13 protein-coding genes are annotated in these 13,546 nt (G+C 61.3%); 6 read left to right on the top strand and 7 right to left on the bottom strand.

Going from position 1 to position 13,546, the window contains the following annotated elements:
• The first annotated feature begins 102 nt into the window (after window positions 1–102).
• Window positions 103–705: a Uma2 family endonuclease gene (locus VFO93_RS10305; protein ID WP_325134286.1), complete on the top strand. Its 603-nt coding sequence runs from the start codon at window positions 103–105 to the stop codon at window positions 703–705.
• On the opposite strand, the gene VFO93_RS10300 is transcribed toward VFO93_RS10305, so the two are convergent.
• Entirely contained in the window at window positions 702–1,322 is a 621-nt protein-coding gene (locus VFO93_RS10300; protein ID WP_325134285.1) for a DUF1684 domain-containing protein, read from the bottom strand. The two genes, VFO93_RS10305 and VFO93_RS10300, sit on opposite strands and share 4 nt — an antisense overlap.
• Before the next feature lie 102 nt (window positions 1,323–1,424).
• The gene (gene radC, locus VFO93_RS10295) at window positions 1,425–2,171 is read right to left on the bottom strand and encodes a RadC family protein (protein ID WP_325134284.1); all 747 of its coding nucleotides are present in this window, start codon (window positions 2,169–2,171) and stop codon (window positions 1,425–1,427) included.
• 116 nt (window positions 2,172–2,287) lie between these two features.
• Between radC and VFO93_RS10290 the strand changes: the two genes are divergently transcribed.
• The 5 genes from VFO93_RS10290 to VFO93_RS10270 all read left to right on the top strand — a co-directional run bounded on the left by VFO93_RS10290 (window position 2,288) and on the right by VFO93_RS10270 (window position 6,805).
• Window positions 2,288–3,529 carry a metallophosphoesterase gene (locus tag VFO93_RS10290; RefSeq protein ID WP_325134283.1) on the top strand — a complete coding sequence of 414 codons (1,242 nt, stop codon included), beginning with the start codon at window positions 2,288–2,290 and terminating at the stop codon, window positions 3,527–3,529.
• 71 nt (window positions 3,530–3,600) lie between these two features.
• Window positions 3,601–4,314, top strand: a complete 714-nt coding sequence (locus tag VFO93_RS10285) for a hypothetical protein (RefSeq protein ID WP_325134282.1) — start codon at window positions 3,601–3,603, stop codon at window positions 4,312–4,314.
• 111 nt (window positions 4,315–4,425) lie between these two features.
• The gene (locus VFO93_RS10280; RefSeq protein ID WP_325134281.1) at window positions 4,426–5,121 is read left to right on the top strand and encodes a carboxypeptidase-like regulatory domain-containing protein; all 696 of its coding nucleotides are present in this window, start codon (window positions 4,426–4,428) and stop codon (window positions 5,119–5,121) included.
• A gap of 184 nt (window positions 5,122–5,305) precedes the next feature.
• Entirely contained in the window at window positions 5,306–6,406 is a 1,101-nt protein-coding gene (gene uvsE, locus VFO93_RS10275; protein WP_325134280.1) for a UV DNA damage repair endonuclease UvsE, read from the top strand.
• A 45-nt stretch (window positions 6,407–6,451) separates the two neighbouring features.
• Entirely contained in the window at window positions 6,452–6,805 is a 354-nt protein-coding gene (locus VFO93_RS10270) for a hypothetical protein (RefSeq protein ID WP_325134279.1), read from the top strand.
• An 80-nt stretch (window positions 6,806–6,885) separates the two neighbouring features.
• Here the strand turns inward: VFO93_RS10270 and VFO93_RS10265 are convergent, their stop codons facing one another.
• The 5 genes from VFO93_RS10265 to VFO93_RS10245 form a co-directional block, all read right to left on the bottom strand.
• A complete protein-coding gene (locus VFO93_RS10265) occupies window positions 6,886–7,311 on the bottom strand; it encodes a hypothetical protein (RefSeq protein WP_325134278.1) in 426 nt (141 codons plus the stop codon).
• Window positions 7,312–7,492: 181 nt separating this feature from the next.
• Window positions 7,493–7,807 (bottom strand): hypothetical protein, encoded by a 315-nt coding sequence (locus tag VFO93_RS10260; protein WP_325134277.1) that lies wholly within the window; start codon window positions 7,805–7,807, stop codon window positions 7,493–7,495.
• 246 nt (window positions 7,808–8,053) lie between these two features.
• Window positions 8,054–8,464, bottom strand: a complete 411-nt coding sequence (locus VFO93_RS10255; RefSeq protein ID WP_325134276.1) for a hypothetical protein — start codon at window positions 8,462–8,464, stop codon at window positions 8,054–8,056.
• A 423-nt stretch (window positions 8,465–8,887) separates the two neighbouring features.
• Window positions 8,888–10,324 (bottom strand): TolC family protein, encoded by a 1,437-nt coding sequence (locus tag VFO93_RS10250; protein WP_325134275.1) that lies wholly within the window; start codon window positions 10,322–10,324, stop codon window positions 8,888–8,890.
• Between the two features lie 3 nt (window positions 10,325–10,327).
• Window positions 10,328–13,510, bottom strand: a complete 3,183-nt coding sequence (locus VFO93_RS10245) for an efflux RND transporter permease subunit (RefSeq protein WP_325134274.1) — start codon at window positions 13,508–13,510, stop codon at window positions 10,328–10,330.
• Window positions 13,511–13,546 lie beyond the last annotated feature (36 nt).

Below are 13,546 nucleotides of genomic sequence, written 5' to 3'. Positions count from 1 at the left end.
GGCCGCCCGTAGGGCAGCAAAGGTACGGCTGCACACAAGTTGTCAGTTTAACAACCTTAACTTGTAAGCAGCTCCTGTCTTTCTTGCTGATTTCCAATACCCATGTCCTACCCCGATTCAGAGGATGCCCTTGTCCTGCGCGGCGCGGTAGTAGCCGGCATCAGCGACGACGACTATTTTGAGCTTTGCCAGGCCAACGAGCTGCTGCACATCGAACGCACACCGCAGCGCGAGCTGGTAATCAGGCCGCTACCTGGCTTCGCCACGAGTGAGCTGGTAGGTATCGCCTTATTTCAAGTGGCTGATTGGAGCCGCCGTTACGGCGGCCATACGCTCAGTTGGGCCGGCTACACCTTGCCCGACGGGGCGGTACTTGGGCCAGGCATTTCGTGGGTGAGCGAAGCCGCTTATAGCACCCTGACCAGGGCGCAACGGCTACAGTTTCCGCCGCTGTGCCCGCAGTTTGTGCTGGAGCTGAAAGCGCCGTTTGACCGCTTGGATACGCTGCAAGCCCGCTTCGCGCAATGGCTTAACTACGGAGTTGAGCTAGCCATTTTGCTTGATGCCGATGCTGAAACCGCCTACCTCTACCGCCCCGGTCAGCCCGTCGAAATAGTGCAAGGCTTCGACAATGAGCTGAGCGGCGAGCCCGTGCTGCCCGGCTTCCGGCTCGACTTGCGCGAGCTGCGCGAGGCCGCCAGCTAAAGCTGAAACGCCTGCTCGCCTGCCACTACCGGCACCGTCAGGCGGTTTTCGGCTAATGGCAAAGGGCAACTATAATCGTGGTTGTAGGCGCAGTACGGGTTATACGCCTGGTTGAAATCTAGCTCTACTTCGTTGGCCTCGGCGGGCGGCAGGGGCACGTCGATATAGCGGCCGGCCCCGTAGGTCTGCTCGCCGTTGGTGGGGTCGGTGAAGGGCACGAACAGCTGCTTGTCGCCGGCTTTTTGCAAGAGCGTCAGCTTCTGCGGCTTGCCGTTTAGCTCGAACTCGGCGGTGCCCCAGCGCTGGTAGCTTTCGGGCGCGCCCAGGCTCATGGCCAGCGGCTGCGGCAGCAGTACCGGCAGCCGCTTGATGCTGGCCGTCACTCTAAAATCAGCCACTGGTGCGAAGTAGCGCAGCCCCGCAAACGTGGCCCGCTGCGCGCCGGGAATGGGCGAATCGGCGGCGTTGTGCAGGGTCTGGTCTTTCTGGCGGCGGGTTTCGCGCAGCTTGGCCAAGTAGGCTTCGCCGAGCGTTTTGGTGGGCTGGGTGCCGGATATACTGTAAAGAAGGAGGCCGAGTATGGCCAGCACGAGGCCGGCAATCCAGAGTTTGCGCATGTAAAGCTAAGTTAGTCATGTAACACCAAGCTCCAGCTTGGTGCAGCGTTAGGGTGACGTATTCTGACGCCTCCTAACGCCTCACCAAGCTGGAGCTTGGTGTTACAACAGACCCTCATCCGCAAAGCTGTAGTATCCCATATCGGTATAAATAAGGTGGTCGAGCACCGGCAAATCAAGGAAGCCGCCGGCTTCCTTCAGCTTCTTGGTCAGGCTAATGTCGGCCCCGCTGGGCTGGCGGTTGCCGCTGGGGTGGTTGTGGACGAGGATAATGCTGCTGGCCAGGTGCTCCAGGGCAGTTTTGAAAATCATCTTGGGGTCGGCCACGGTGCCGGCCACGCCGCCGCTGCTCACTTTTTCGAGGCGCATCACCACGTTGGCGCGGTTGAGGAGCACTATCCAGAATTCCTCGTGGGGCAGGTCTTGCAGCTGCGGGCGCACGGCGTGGTAGATGTCGCGCGAGCAGGTGATGGTGGTGCGGCGGCCCGCGCCGCTCTCTTTGCGGCGGCGGCCGAGCTCCAAGGCGGCTATCACGGTGATGGCTTTGGCGGGGCCGATGCCGGGGTGGCGGCACAGCTGCTTCATACTGAGGCGGGCCAGCTCGTTGAGGTCGTTTTCCACGGCTTGCAGCATCAGCTTGCCCACGTCTACAGCGGTCAGCTTGGTGGTGCCCGAGCCCAGGAGAATGGCGATGAGCTCGGCGTCGGACAGGGCGGCGCGGCCTTTCTGCATCAGCTTTTCGCGGGGGCGGTCTTCTTCGGCCCAGCTCTTGATGCCGAAGCTGGCGGGCGTGGCGTAAGGCTCGGCGATGGGGTCGCCGTCGGGGGGCAGGTAATCAGTAGGTTCCATAGCGTAGTTGCGCAAGCAGGGCCAAAAGGTAAAGCAAAAGTTTGGCGTGCGCGTCAGCGGCCTTAGCTTGCGGGCGGCCAACTCTACTACCCGGCTGCCCGTTGGGCTTATCTACTATGCGCAATCGCTTTCTGTTCTGGAGTATTTTGGGGGCCATCGCGGTGGCCGAAATCTATGGCTTTGCGGCCGTTCGCACGGCGTTTGCGCCGGCCACGCCGGCGGGGCGGCGGGGCCTGGCCATCGGCTACTGGCTGCTGACGCTGGCCGTGTGGGCGGTGGGGCTGTGGGCGATGTTCACGCGCCACAAGGGCGATGCCGAGTTCAAAAGCTACCTCTCGGTGCTGCCGCTGGCGCTGCTGGCGGGCAAGCTGGTAGTGGTGCTGCCGCTGCTGCTCGAAGACCTCACGCGGCTGGGGCGCTGGGCGGCGCGAGGCTTTAGCAGCGCGGCCCCGGCGACGGGCGCGCCGCTCACGCGCAGCGAGTTTATCAGCCGGCTGGCGTTGGGGCTGGGCTTGGTGCCGGTGCTGGCCATGCTGTGGGGCATGGTGAAGGGCAAAACCGACTACACCGTGCGCCGCGTGGTGCTGCGCTACCCTAACCTACCAGCGTCGTTCGACGGGTTTAAAATCTTGCAAATCTCCGACCTGCACACGGGCTCTTTCAACGGCAACACCGAGCCGCTGGAGCGCGCCGTAGCCCTGATAAACGCCCAGAAAGCCGACCTCATCGTGATGACCGGCGACCTGGTCAACAACGTGGCCGAGGAGGTGGAGCCGCACATTGCGGCGCTAGCGGGCATCACGTCGGAGCTGCCGATTTTCTCCATCCTCGGCAACCACGACTACGGCGACTACGTGCAGTGGCCCAGCCAGGCCGCCAAGCGCGCCAATCTTCAGCAGCTGGCCCAAAACCACGCCAAAATTGGCTGGAAGCTGCTACTTGATGAAAGCCATACCATTCGGCGCGGGGCTGATGAGCTGGCCGTGCTAGGCGTACAAAACTGGAGCTCGCACCCGCAGTTTCCGAAGCACGGCAAGCTGGCTCAGACCCACGCCGCCAGTGGCAACGCGCCCTTTAAGCTGTTGCTTTCGCACGACCCTTCGCACTGGGAAGCGCAGGTGCTCGATTACAAGGATATCGACCTCACGCTCAGCGGCCACACGCACGGCATGCAGTTCGGCATTAACCTGCCGTTTTTTAAATGGAGCCCCGTGAAATACTCCTACCCGCAGTGGGCGGGCTTGTACGAGCAAGGCCGCCAGAAGCTGTACGTGAACGTGGGCCTGGGTTACCTGGGCGTGCCCATGCGGACGGGCTTCCTACCCGAAATAACGGTGCTGGAGCTGCGGCGGGCCTGATGCGTTGAGGTAAAAAACCTAGCTTCGGTTTTTTCGTTAAAGCCGCCCACACCCTGTTTCTTTCTCTCGTCATGAAAAACTCCCTGTTGCTATTCGCGGGCGCTGCCGCCCTTTCGCTCGCTTCCTGCTCGCAGGAAAAAACCGCTGACACCACTACGACTACTACCACCGCGCCGGCCGATGCTACGGCCACGGCCATGCCCGACACGGCGGCCTACCGCACGCGCTCAAACCAGGTTTCGGAGAAGTATATCTCCGACATGAAAATCACCGACCCCGCTATGCAGGGCAAAATCCGCACCGCGTACTATAACCGCTCGAAGCGCTACGGCGAAATGAAGAGCAAATATGCCTCAGATACGACTGGCATGGCCGCCGCTATGCGCCAGTACAATACGGACACCGATGCCGAGTTTAAGAGCGTAATCACTGACCCCGCGCAGTACCAGTCGTATGAGTCGTCGCGCGCGACCTACGACGAGGCCAACTACATGGGCGATGCCTCGTCGGCCAGCACCATGCCGGCCGATAACTCGGCCAGCGCCTCGGCTTCCTCGACCGATATGACGTCGGGCGTGGGCGTGAAGGAGTCGAAAACCAAGCTGGAAGACGGCTCGAAAATCAAGCTGAAAGACGACGGGACCGTGAAAACCAAAGGTGACCCCACCAGCGGCGCGGCCCTGAAAGATTCGAAAACCAAGCTCGAAGACGGCTCGAAAATCAAAGTGAAAGGCGACGGCACCGTGAAGGTGAAGGACGCTGACGGCAACAAAACCAAAATGTAGGTCGCCTTTTTGGCCCTACCAGTCTATAAAAAGTCCGCGTCTGCAACGACGCGGGCTTTTTTTGTTTCTTTCCGTAGCAGCTTTGCACTCCTCACCGCGTTTAAGTAGTCCGTGTTTCGTTTTCTTCGCTCCTTCTTCCCACCCCAGCCAGGCCTTTTACTGCTGCTGGTGAGCGGCATGTTGCTGAGCCGCGAGGCGCGGGCGCAGGCCGGAGCCCCTAACCCTACCGTACGCGTGAGCGGTACTGTGTCGGCGGCGGGCACGCGCGAGCCCATTCCGGGGGCTACGGTGGTGGTGCAGCGCACGCGCCGGGGCGTGGCGGCCGACGTGGAGGGTGATTTTCTTATCACGGCGCTGCCCACCGACACGCTGCTGTTTCGGGCATTGGGTTTCAAGGCCAAACGCTTCGCGCTCAGCGGTACTACGCTTTCGCAGCTGGTGGTGCAGGTGGCACTAGTGCGCGACTCGGTGAAGCTGAGCGAGGTGAAAGTAACCGCCGACCGCCCCGACCGCGCCAGCATCAACCGGGCGCTGCGCAACATCAAGCGGCCCGCGCCGCCCGTGGTGAAAATCCCCAAGAAAGCCCCGCCGCCCAAGCCGCTCTTCGCCGTGGACTCGGCCGCGCCCAAGCCCATCGAGCCCACTATCACCGAATCGAACGTGGACTGGATTTACGACCAGTTTTCGCGCCAAGGCAAAGAGCGCCGCAAAATGGAAGCCGTGAAAGCCGCCGAAGCCGCCGAAAAAGCCCGCCAGACCCGCAGCCAGTATAATAAGGCATTCCGGGACAGCCGGGGGTTTGAGTGAGGTAGTGAATGAGGACGACTGTCATGCTGAGCGAAGCGGAGCATCTCTATGGCAGAACTAATCTCTTACGCTGAGCAACGAAGCGGTAGAGATGCTTCGGCTACGCTGCGCTCCGCTCAGCATGACGACCGTTACTCGCTCATTTACCAACTCCCGACGTACTTCTCGCGTAAGCTGAGGGGATATGAAAATTGGGTATCCCTGCGTTAATGAGACGCTGCCGTGCAGCGCGGCGCGCACCTTCCGGCTGGCCTCCTACACGCCCGAGCGGCTGGTAGAAACGGTGGCCGCCAACCTCGCCTGCCTGCGCCAGATTCTGGAATGGAACGTGCAGCACGGGCTGCTTTTCTTCCGCATGGGCTCGGATATTGTGCCCTTTGGCTCGCACGAAGTCAATGATTTTCCGTGGCAAACGCACTTTAAGAGTGAGTTTAAGGCCATCGGCGACTTCATTAAGGCGCACGGCATGCGGATTTCGTTTCACCCCGACCAGTTCGTGGTACTCAACTCGCCCGACCCCGACATTGTGCGGCGCAGCGTGAACGAGTTGATTTACCAGGGCTCGATGCTCGATTTGATGGAGCTCGACTCCACGGCCAAGCTCCAGATTCACGCCGGCGGCGCGTATGGCGACAAGGGCGCGGCGCTGGCCCGCTGGGTGGAGACTTTCCACACGCTACTGCCCGAGGAAGTGAAAGTGCGGCTGGTAGTTGAAAATGACGACCGCCTCTACAGCCTGCGCGAGTGCCTGAGCCTAAGCGACGAAACGGGCGTGCCCATTCTGTTCGACAACTTCCACCACGAATGCCTCAACCACGGCGAGCCCATGCGCGAGGCTTTGCGCCTGGCCGCCGCTACCTGGCACCCCACCCGCGATGGCGTGCTGATGATGGACTACAGCTCGCAGGCTCCCGGCGAGCGCAAAGGCAAGCACACCGATAGCCTGGTGCCCGAGCTGTTTCGCGGCTTTCTGGCCGACCTCGACGGGCTGGACGTGGACATGATGCTCGAAATCAAAGACAAGGAAGCCAGCGCCGTGTGCGGCATCGGCATCCTGCGCGAGCTGGCGCTGATAGCGCCCGCCCCGGCCGGCTACGTGCCGCCCACGTTTGCCCCGCGCCCGGTGCTCACCGATGCCGAGGGCCGCCCCGTGCCCGCTACCAAGGCGCGCAAAAAGCCCGCTAAAGCGGCCGCTGCCAACCCCGACGAAACCACCGAGGCCACGCCGCCCAAGCCCCGCCGCCCGCGCAAGGCGGCTACTCCCACCCCCGACTTACCCAACTAACCCTTTGAGGCGGCATTTTTCCCGGCTGCCTCTCCCCTACTCCTCATGAGCGACCTTCTCAAAGCCACCGTATCGGGCCTGCAAAACGGCCTCACCAGCCTACCCCTGGGCTCGGCCATGGACAATACCGAAACCTGGCAGCAACAGTTTTTGCAAAGCGGCCTGCCCGAGCTGCAAGACATCGCCCGCGAAATGGGCAACCTTCAATCGCTGCTCAGCAGCGGCAACCTCGGGGCCACGCCCATCGGCAACTCGCTGGTGATGCTCGGCGACCAAACCAGCCAGGTAAGCCACCACGCCCCCGCCGACCTCAAAGCCGACCTGCTGAAGCTGGCCGACACCCTGCGCCGCCACGGCCACGAACTGCTGGAGCACGCTTCGGCCAAAGCCAAGAAGTAATCCGGCTTTCAAAATAGGCTTAGATACAAAAGAGTCCGCTTGCTGCGTAGCAAGCGGGCTCTTTTGTATTTTGTTTCAAGCTAGTAGTTGCCCACGGGCGACAGCGGGGCTTGCGCCGGGCGGCGGTAGGTCTGCTGCACGTTGCTGGAACCGGACACGCGGCTGCGGGTCGGCACTACGTCGGTCGAGCTGCGCTTGTGCTGTTGTATTAGTATCGGCTGCTCGCGCACGTCGGGGCGGGTGTAGGGCGATAGCTCGGGCGTACCCGCTAGCGGCGTGGTGCCCTCGGGCAGGCGGCTGGGCTGCGCGTCGTAGCTGGTGAGGGTGCGCTGCACCTCGGCCGGCCCCTGAATGGTGCTTTGGTTGAGGCCGGGGTTCACGGGAGGCACGGTGGTCTGGTTTTGGGCGCCGCCGCGCTGGGGCGCCGAAGCATCGAAGGGCACTACCTGCGCCTGGGTGGCGGTAGTAACCGCCCAAAAGGCGGCTATTGCGAACAGCGTTTTCATAAAAACTAAAGGGGTAGCGGCTGGCAGCCGGGTTAATTTATTACCAAAATTCCTGGGTTATTTTACGCCTATGCTATTACTAAAGTTTTGTTTTTCAACTATGTTAACAACTAAAAAGCCGGCCGACCCTGTATGGGTCAGCCGGCTTTCTGGCTTGGGCTGGTGGCCCGGGCGCGCGGTACTACATAGCGCCGCTGGGCGTGGTCGACATTTTGTCTTTCTTCATGCCCTTACGGTCGTTCATTTTGGTTTTACGGTCCATCTTGTCCATTTTACCGTTCATCTTGCCGTTGCCCATGTTGGTGCCATTCTGCATGCGGTCGGTGCCGGTTTGCATGCGGTCAGTGCCGGTTTGGGTGGGGGTAGTCATGGTGCCGTTCTGCATGGTACCGTTCTGCATAGTACCGCTGGTGCTGGCGGGGGTAGTCTGGGCAAAGGCCGTGGTGCTGAAGCAAAGGGCGCAGGCGGCAACGGCGAAAAATTTGATGGCTTTCATGATAGTCGGGGGGGTTGGGAGAGGGGAATGGGACGAGTTGAAGCTAACGCTACTTAGCGCAGCGGCCCGTGCTATACGAGGGAAAGCCCAGCTTATGTTGCCAAAATCAAAATTATATTTTTCCAAATAATACGAAATAACAATTTACTACTTCGCATACACTTAGGCTATTCAAAAATATAACAAAGCCCGGCTGCCCCAAATGGGCAGCCGGGCTTGGCTGGTGAGAAAGATTACCTCGGTTTGCTATGGGCGCACGGGGGTGGTAGTAGTACCCGAGGTAGTGCCGCGGCGCACCGAGCGGCCCGGTGCGGTAGTGGGGGCCGTGCCCGTGCCTACCGGCTGGGTGCCGCGCAACGTGCCGGGGGCCGCCGTGCCGGGCGCGGTAGTACCGGGCGCATAAATGGTGCCGGGCGTGGTGCCGGCCGGGGCCGTGCCCGGCGCGAGCACGCCGCCCGATGGGGCTGCTACCGTGCCGGGCTGGCCGGGCACAACGGTGCCCGCCGCGCCGGGCGTGGCTACGGTACCGGGGGCACCCGGTACGGTGCCAGGCGCACCCGCGCCCGCACCGGGCAGGGTAGTCTGGGCAAAGGCGGTGCTGCTGAGGCTGAGGCCGAGGCTGAGCAGGGCGGCGAAAATCAATTTGGAGGAGTTCATAATCGACAACGGATAAAGGAGAAAAGAAGAAGTGTTGCGCTGGCCGCAGGTGGCGGGCCGGGCTGGGCATTTTACGCACCTCCCCAATTGCTGGCTACTTTCCGCTGGTTTTAGATTGGGTTACAATGCGGTATTAGCGCCAGCCTATTGAAATTAATAGCTTGCTTATCAAAGCACTATCCTTAATTATCATGCATATTACACACTTGTCCATTGGCAGAGCACCAGCCCACCAACCCAGGCAGCGCAGCAACGGCCCGGCCCTTTACCCTAAAAGCTGCTGCTTCTGAATCAGAAACAGCGGCTTTTAGGGTAAAGGGCCGATACTTACGGCAATTTTACAATCAGTGCCTAAGGTTGTGGTAGAGACGCAAGTGTACGTCTCTACCACAACCTTAGGCACTGATTGTAAAATTGCTTCACTTACTGCCACCCGCCGCCTAGCGCCCGGTACACGTTGACCGAGGCGTTGAGCTGCTGCATCTTGGTTTCGGTAAGGTCGAACTTCGACTCCAGGGCGTCGCGCTGCGTGAAGAGTACCTCGGTGTACTCGGCCCGCACAGCCTTGAACAAGCTGTTGGAAATGCGGATGGACTGGTTGAGGGCCTGCACTTCGAGCAGCTTGGCGTCGTAGCTCTTTTGCAGGTTGTTGATGCTGGCCAGCTGGTTGGCTACCTCCACGTAGGCGTTGAGCACGGTGCGCTCGTAGTTGTACACGGCTTGCAGCTGCACGGCGTTGGCGCTGTAGTAGAGGGCCTTGATGCCGTTGCGGTTGATGAGCGGCGCGGTGAGGTCGCCGGCCAGGTTATACAGCATCGACTGCGGCGAGGTGAAGAGCAGCCCCGGCTTGAAGGCCTCGAAACCCACCCCGCCCGAAATGCCCAGCGTGGGGTAGAAGTTGGCGCGGGCCACCTGCACATCGAGCTTGGCCGCTACCAGCTGCTGCTCGGCCTGCCGGATGTCGGGCCGGTTCTGGAGCAGCTGGGCCGGGGTGCCGGCCTGCACCACCGGGGGCACCAGGCCCATGAAGGCTTGCGCATCGCGAGCTATGGGCTGCGGGTAGCGCCCGGCCAGGAAGTTGAGGTGATTCTCGGTCTCGGTGATGCGCTGCTGCGTTTTGTATTGCAGGCTAATCGTGTTTTGCACCTGGGCCTCGAAGCGCTTCACGGCCAGCTCGGTCACGCGGGCGTTCTCCTTCTCCTGGCGCACGATGCGCAGGGCATTCTGCTGAATCTCGATGTTCTGCCGGATAATGGTCAACTGGTTATCCAGGGCTAGCAGCTCGTAGTACGAGTTGGCCATCTCGGCCACGAGGTTGGTGACCATAAAATTCCGGCCCTCGACCGAGGCCAGGTAGCGCGTGGCGGCCGACTTGCGGGCGTTGCGCAGCTTGTGCCAGATGTCGACCTCCCAGCTCGCAAACGCGCCGAGCTGGTAGTTGGTCAGCGGCTCGGGATTGGCGCGGTCGTCGCGGATGTGGATTTGCTCTTCCGTGGCGCCCTGCAAGGTGTAGCGGCCGGGCCGGGCCATGTCGGCGCGTGCGCCGAGGCTCACCGAGGGCAGGTAGTCGCCGGTGCGGGAGCGGATTTCCTGGCGGGCCAGCTCCAGCTCCTGGGTCGTGATGTTGAGCTCCTGATTGCGCACCAGCGCCGAGTCGATGAGCACGACCAGGTTGGGGTCGGTGAAGAACTGCCGCCAGCGGGTGCGCGCCGTGTTGAGGCTGTCGGTGGGCGCGCCGGCGAAGGCGGCGGGCGTGGTGCGGTTGGGGGTGCGCTGCACCAGCTCGGGCAGCTTGCAGCCGGCCACCGCCAGCGCAAGGCTGGCGGCGACTACTACTTTATAAAAGGGACTCTTCGACATGGGTTAAATTCCTTCTTCCACTAAAACGCGCGGCTCAACGCCTTCGCTGATGGGGTATTCGTTCTCATCGTCGATGAGCTTGCTGCGGGAGGCAATCGTACCGAAGACATAGTACAGGCCCGGTACGATAACGACCCCGAACACAGTGCCGAAGAGCATGCCCCCCAGCGCCGCGGTGCCGATGGTGCGGTTGCCGATGGCCCCCGCGCCGGTAGCCAGCACCAGCGGAATGAGCCCGGCGATGAAGGCGAACGACGTCATCAGGATAGGCCGGAAGCGGGCCTTGGCCCCGGCAATGGCCGCGTCGCGCACGCTCATGCCGTGCTCGTGCTCCTGCACCGCGAACTCGACTATCAGCACCGCGTTCTTACCCAGCAGGCCCACGAGCATTACTAGGCCCACCTGGGCGTAGATGTTGTTGGCCAGGCCCATGACCTTGATGAGCAGGAAGGCTCCGAAGATGCCGGCCGGCAACGACAGGATAACGGCCAGCGGCAGCAGGAAGCTTTCGTACTGGGCCGCGAGCACCAGGTACACGAAGGCGATAACGACAAGGAAGATGTAGATGGCCTCGTTGCCGCGCGATACTTCGTCCTTCGACAAGCCGCCCCAGTCAATGTCGTAGCCGCGGGGCAGGGTCTGGGCCGCTACCTCCTGCACCGCCTTGATGGCCTCGCCCGAACTGTAGCCCTGGGCGGCGTCGCCCCGGATGCTGGCCGTGGTGTACATGTTGTAGCGGTTAATCTCGTTGGCCCCTTGGGTCTTCTCGATGTGCATGAAGGCCGAGAACGGCACCATGTCGCCCTTGTCATTTTTCACCCACATGTTTAGCACGTCTTCGGGCAGGCGGCGGTACTCGGGCGAAGCCTGCACGTACACCTTAAAGAAGCGCTGGTACTTGATGAAACCGAGCTCGTAGGTCGAGCCAATCATGATGCTGAGCGTGTTCATGGCGTTGCCGATGCTCACGCCCTTCTGCATGGCGAGGTCGTTGTCGATTTTGAGCTCGTACTGCGGGTAGTTGGCCGAGAAGAAGGTAAACAAGCCCGCCAGCTCCTTGCGCTTCTTGAGGTTGGCCATGAACTCCTCGTTGACTTTCTCCAGCGCCTTGTAGTCGCCGCTGTTGGTCTTGTCGAGCAGCTGGAGCTGGAAGCCGCCCGCGGCCCCGTAGCCCGGCACTGCCGGCGGCTCAAAGAATTCGATGGTCGCGCCGGGAATTTCCTTAGCCTTTTTCTCCAGGTTTTCCACGATGTCGTGAATGGACTCCTTGCGCTCGCTCCAGGGCTTCAAGCTAATCAAGCACGTACCGGCGTTGGAGCCGCGGCCCTCGGTGAGTACTTCGTAGCCGGCCAGCGTCGAAATGCTTTCGATGCCCGGCACGTCTTTGGCCAGTTGCTGCAAGCGCTGCGAAATATCGTTGGTGCGCTCCAGCGTCGAGCCGGGGGGCGTCTGAATGATGGCGTACAGCATCCCCTGGTCCTCGGCCGGGATGAAGCCGGAGGGTAGCTTGGTGGAGATGCCGAAGATGCCGAGCGAGAACAGGATGAGGATGCCAAAGGTGAACACGCGGCGGTCCACTACCTTCTCCAGGATGTTGGTGTAGCGGCCGGTCAGGCGCTCAAAGCCGCGGTTAAACCAGTCGATGAAGCGGTTGATGGGCGTCTTCTTGCGGGCGTGGCCGTGGTTGTTCTTCAAAATCATGGCGCAGAGCACCGGCGTCAGGGTCAGCGCTACTACCCCCGAAATCACGATAGACGTAGCCATCGTAATCGAGAACTGGCGGTAGAAAATGCCCACCGGGCCGCTCATGAAAGCCACCGGCACGAACACGGCCGTCATCAAAATCGTGATGGCGATGATGGCGCCGCTGATTTCGCCGATTACCTCGCGCACCGCGCCGTAGGGCGAGAGGTGCTTTTCCTCCATCTTGGCGTGCACGGCCTCCACTACCACGATGGCGTCATCGACCACGATACCGATGGCGAGTACCAGCGCGAAGAGCGTAATCATGTTGATGGTAAGCCCGAACGCCTGCATGGCCGTGAACGCCCCGATGAGCGACACCGGCACGGCGATAATCGGGATGAGCGTCGAGCGCCAGTCACCGAGGAACAAGAACACCACGATGGCCACCAAGATAAAGGCGTCGCGCAGGGTATGGATTACGTTCTCGGTCGAAGCGTCGAGGAAGTTCGACACGTCGTAGCTGATTTTGTAGTCCATGCCGGGGGGCATGGTTTTCTTCAGCTCTTCCAGCTTAGCTTTCACGCTGGCAATCACGTCGCTGGCGTTCGAGCCGTAGGTCTGCTTCAGCATGATGGCCGCCGAGGGGTAGCCGTCGAGGTTGGAGTAGATGTCGTAGAACTCGGAGCCCAGCGACACGTCGGCCACGTCCTTGAGGCGCAGCATCTCGCCGTTGGGGTTGGCCTTCAAAATCACGTTCTTGTACTGCTCCACGTCGTTGAAGCGGCCCTGGTAGGTAAGCACGTATTCGAGCGCTTCGGCGCGCCCGCCGTCCGAGCGGCCGATGCGGCCCGGCGAGCCAATGACGCTTTGGTCGCCCAGCGACTTCATCACGTCGTCGGCCGAGATGTTGTAGGCGCGCATGCGGTCGGGCTTCAGCCAGATACGCATAGCGTACTGCCGGCTACCCAGGATGCTGGCGCGGCCAATGCCATCGATACGCTGAATCTCGGGTATCATGTTGACACCCGCGTAGTTGAACAGATACTTCATGTCCGTGCCCTTGTCCTTGCTGTACAAGTTCACGTACATCAGCATGTTGGGCACCACGCGGTTCACGATGAGGCCCTCGCGCTGCACCAGCACCGGCAGGCGGTTCACGACCTGCGCGATGCGGGTGTTCACGTTCACGACCGCCTGCTCGGGGTCGGTGCCCAGGTTGAACACAATCTGAATGTTGGCCTCGCCGGCGCTCACGGCGTCGGAGGTCATGTACTTCATGCCCGGCACGCCGTTCACGGCCTGCTCCAGCGGGATAAGCACCGACTCGGTAAGCACCTTGGCGCTGGCGCCGGGGTAGGCGCAGCTCACCATCACCATCGGCGGCGAAATCTCGGGAAACTGCGAGGTGGGCAGGGTTTTGATGGCCAGCACGCCCATGAACACGATTACCACCGAGATAACGATGGCAAACACTGGCCTCCTGATGAATTTACTAAACATAGTTACTGACTATTAGCCAAGTCTTTAATACTACTC

The organism is Hymenobacter sp. (genome assembly GCF_035709525.1).
Lineage (GTDB): Bacteria > Bacteroidota > Bacteroidia > Cytophagales > Hymenobacteraceae > Hymenobacter.
This window is presented reverse-complemented; position numbering and strand designations above follow the sequence as displayed.

Coding starts and splice junctions, on each gene's coding strand:
- radC (WP_325134284.1), bottom strand. CDS start 2,171: ATGGAACCTACTGATTACCTGCCCCCCGACGGCGACCCCATCGCCGAG.
- VFO93_RS10250 (WP_325134275.1), bottom strand. CDS start 10,324: ATGTCGAAGAGTCCCTTTTATAAAGTAGTAGTCGCCGCCAGCCTTGCG.
- VFO93_RS10285 (WP_325134282.1), top strand. CDS start 3,601: ATGAAAAACTCCCTGTTGCTATTCGCGGGCGCTGCCGCCCTTTCGCTC.
- VFO93_RS10245 (WP_325134274.1), bottom strand. CDS start 13,510: ATGTTTAGTAAATTCATCAGGAGGCCAGTGTTTGCCATCGTTATCTCG.
- VFO93_RS10265 (WP_325134278.1), bottom strand. CDS start 7,311: ATGAAAACGCTGTTCGCAATAGCCGCCTTTTGGGCGGTTACTACCGCC.
- VFO93_RS10255 (WP_325134276.1), bottom strand. CDS start 8,464: ATGAACTCCTCCAAATTGATTTTCGCCGCCCTGCTCAGCCTCGGCCTC.
- VFO93_RS10260 (WP_325134277.1), bottom strand. CDS start 7,807: ATGAAAGCCATCAAATTTTTCGCCGTTGCCGCCTGCGCCCTTTGCTTC.
- uvsE (WP_325134280.1), top strand. CDS start 5,306: ATGAAAATTGGGTATCCCTGCGTTAATGAGACGCTGCCGTGCAGCGCG.
- VFO93_RS10300 (WP_325134285.1), bottom strand. CDS start 1,322: ATGCGCAAACTCTGGATTGCCGGCCTCGTGCTGGCCATACTCGGCCTC.
- VFO93_RS10305 (WP_325134286.1), top strand. CDS start 103: ATGTCCTACCCCGATTCAGAGGATGCCCTTGTCCTGCGCGGCGCGGTA.
- VFO93_RS10290 (WP_325134283.1), top strand. CDS start 2,288: ATGCGCAATCGCTTTCTGTTCTGGAGTATTTTGGGGGCCATCGCGGTG.
- VFO93_RS10270 (WP_325134279.1), top strand. CDS start 6,452: ATGAGCGACCTTCTCAAAGCCACCGTATCGGGCCTGCAAAACGGCCTC.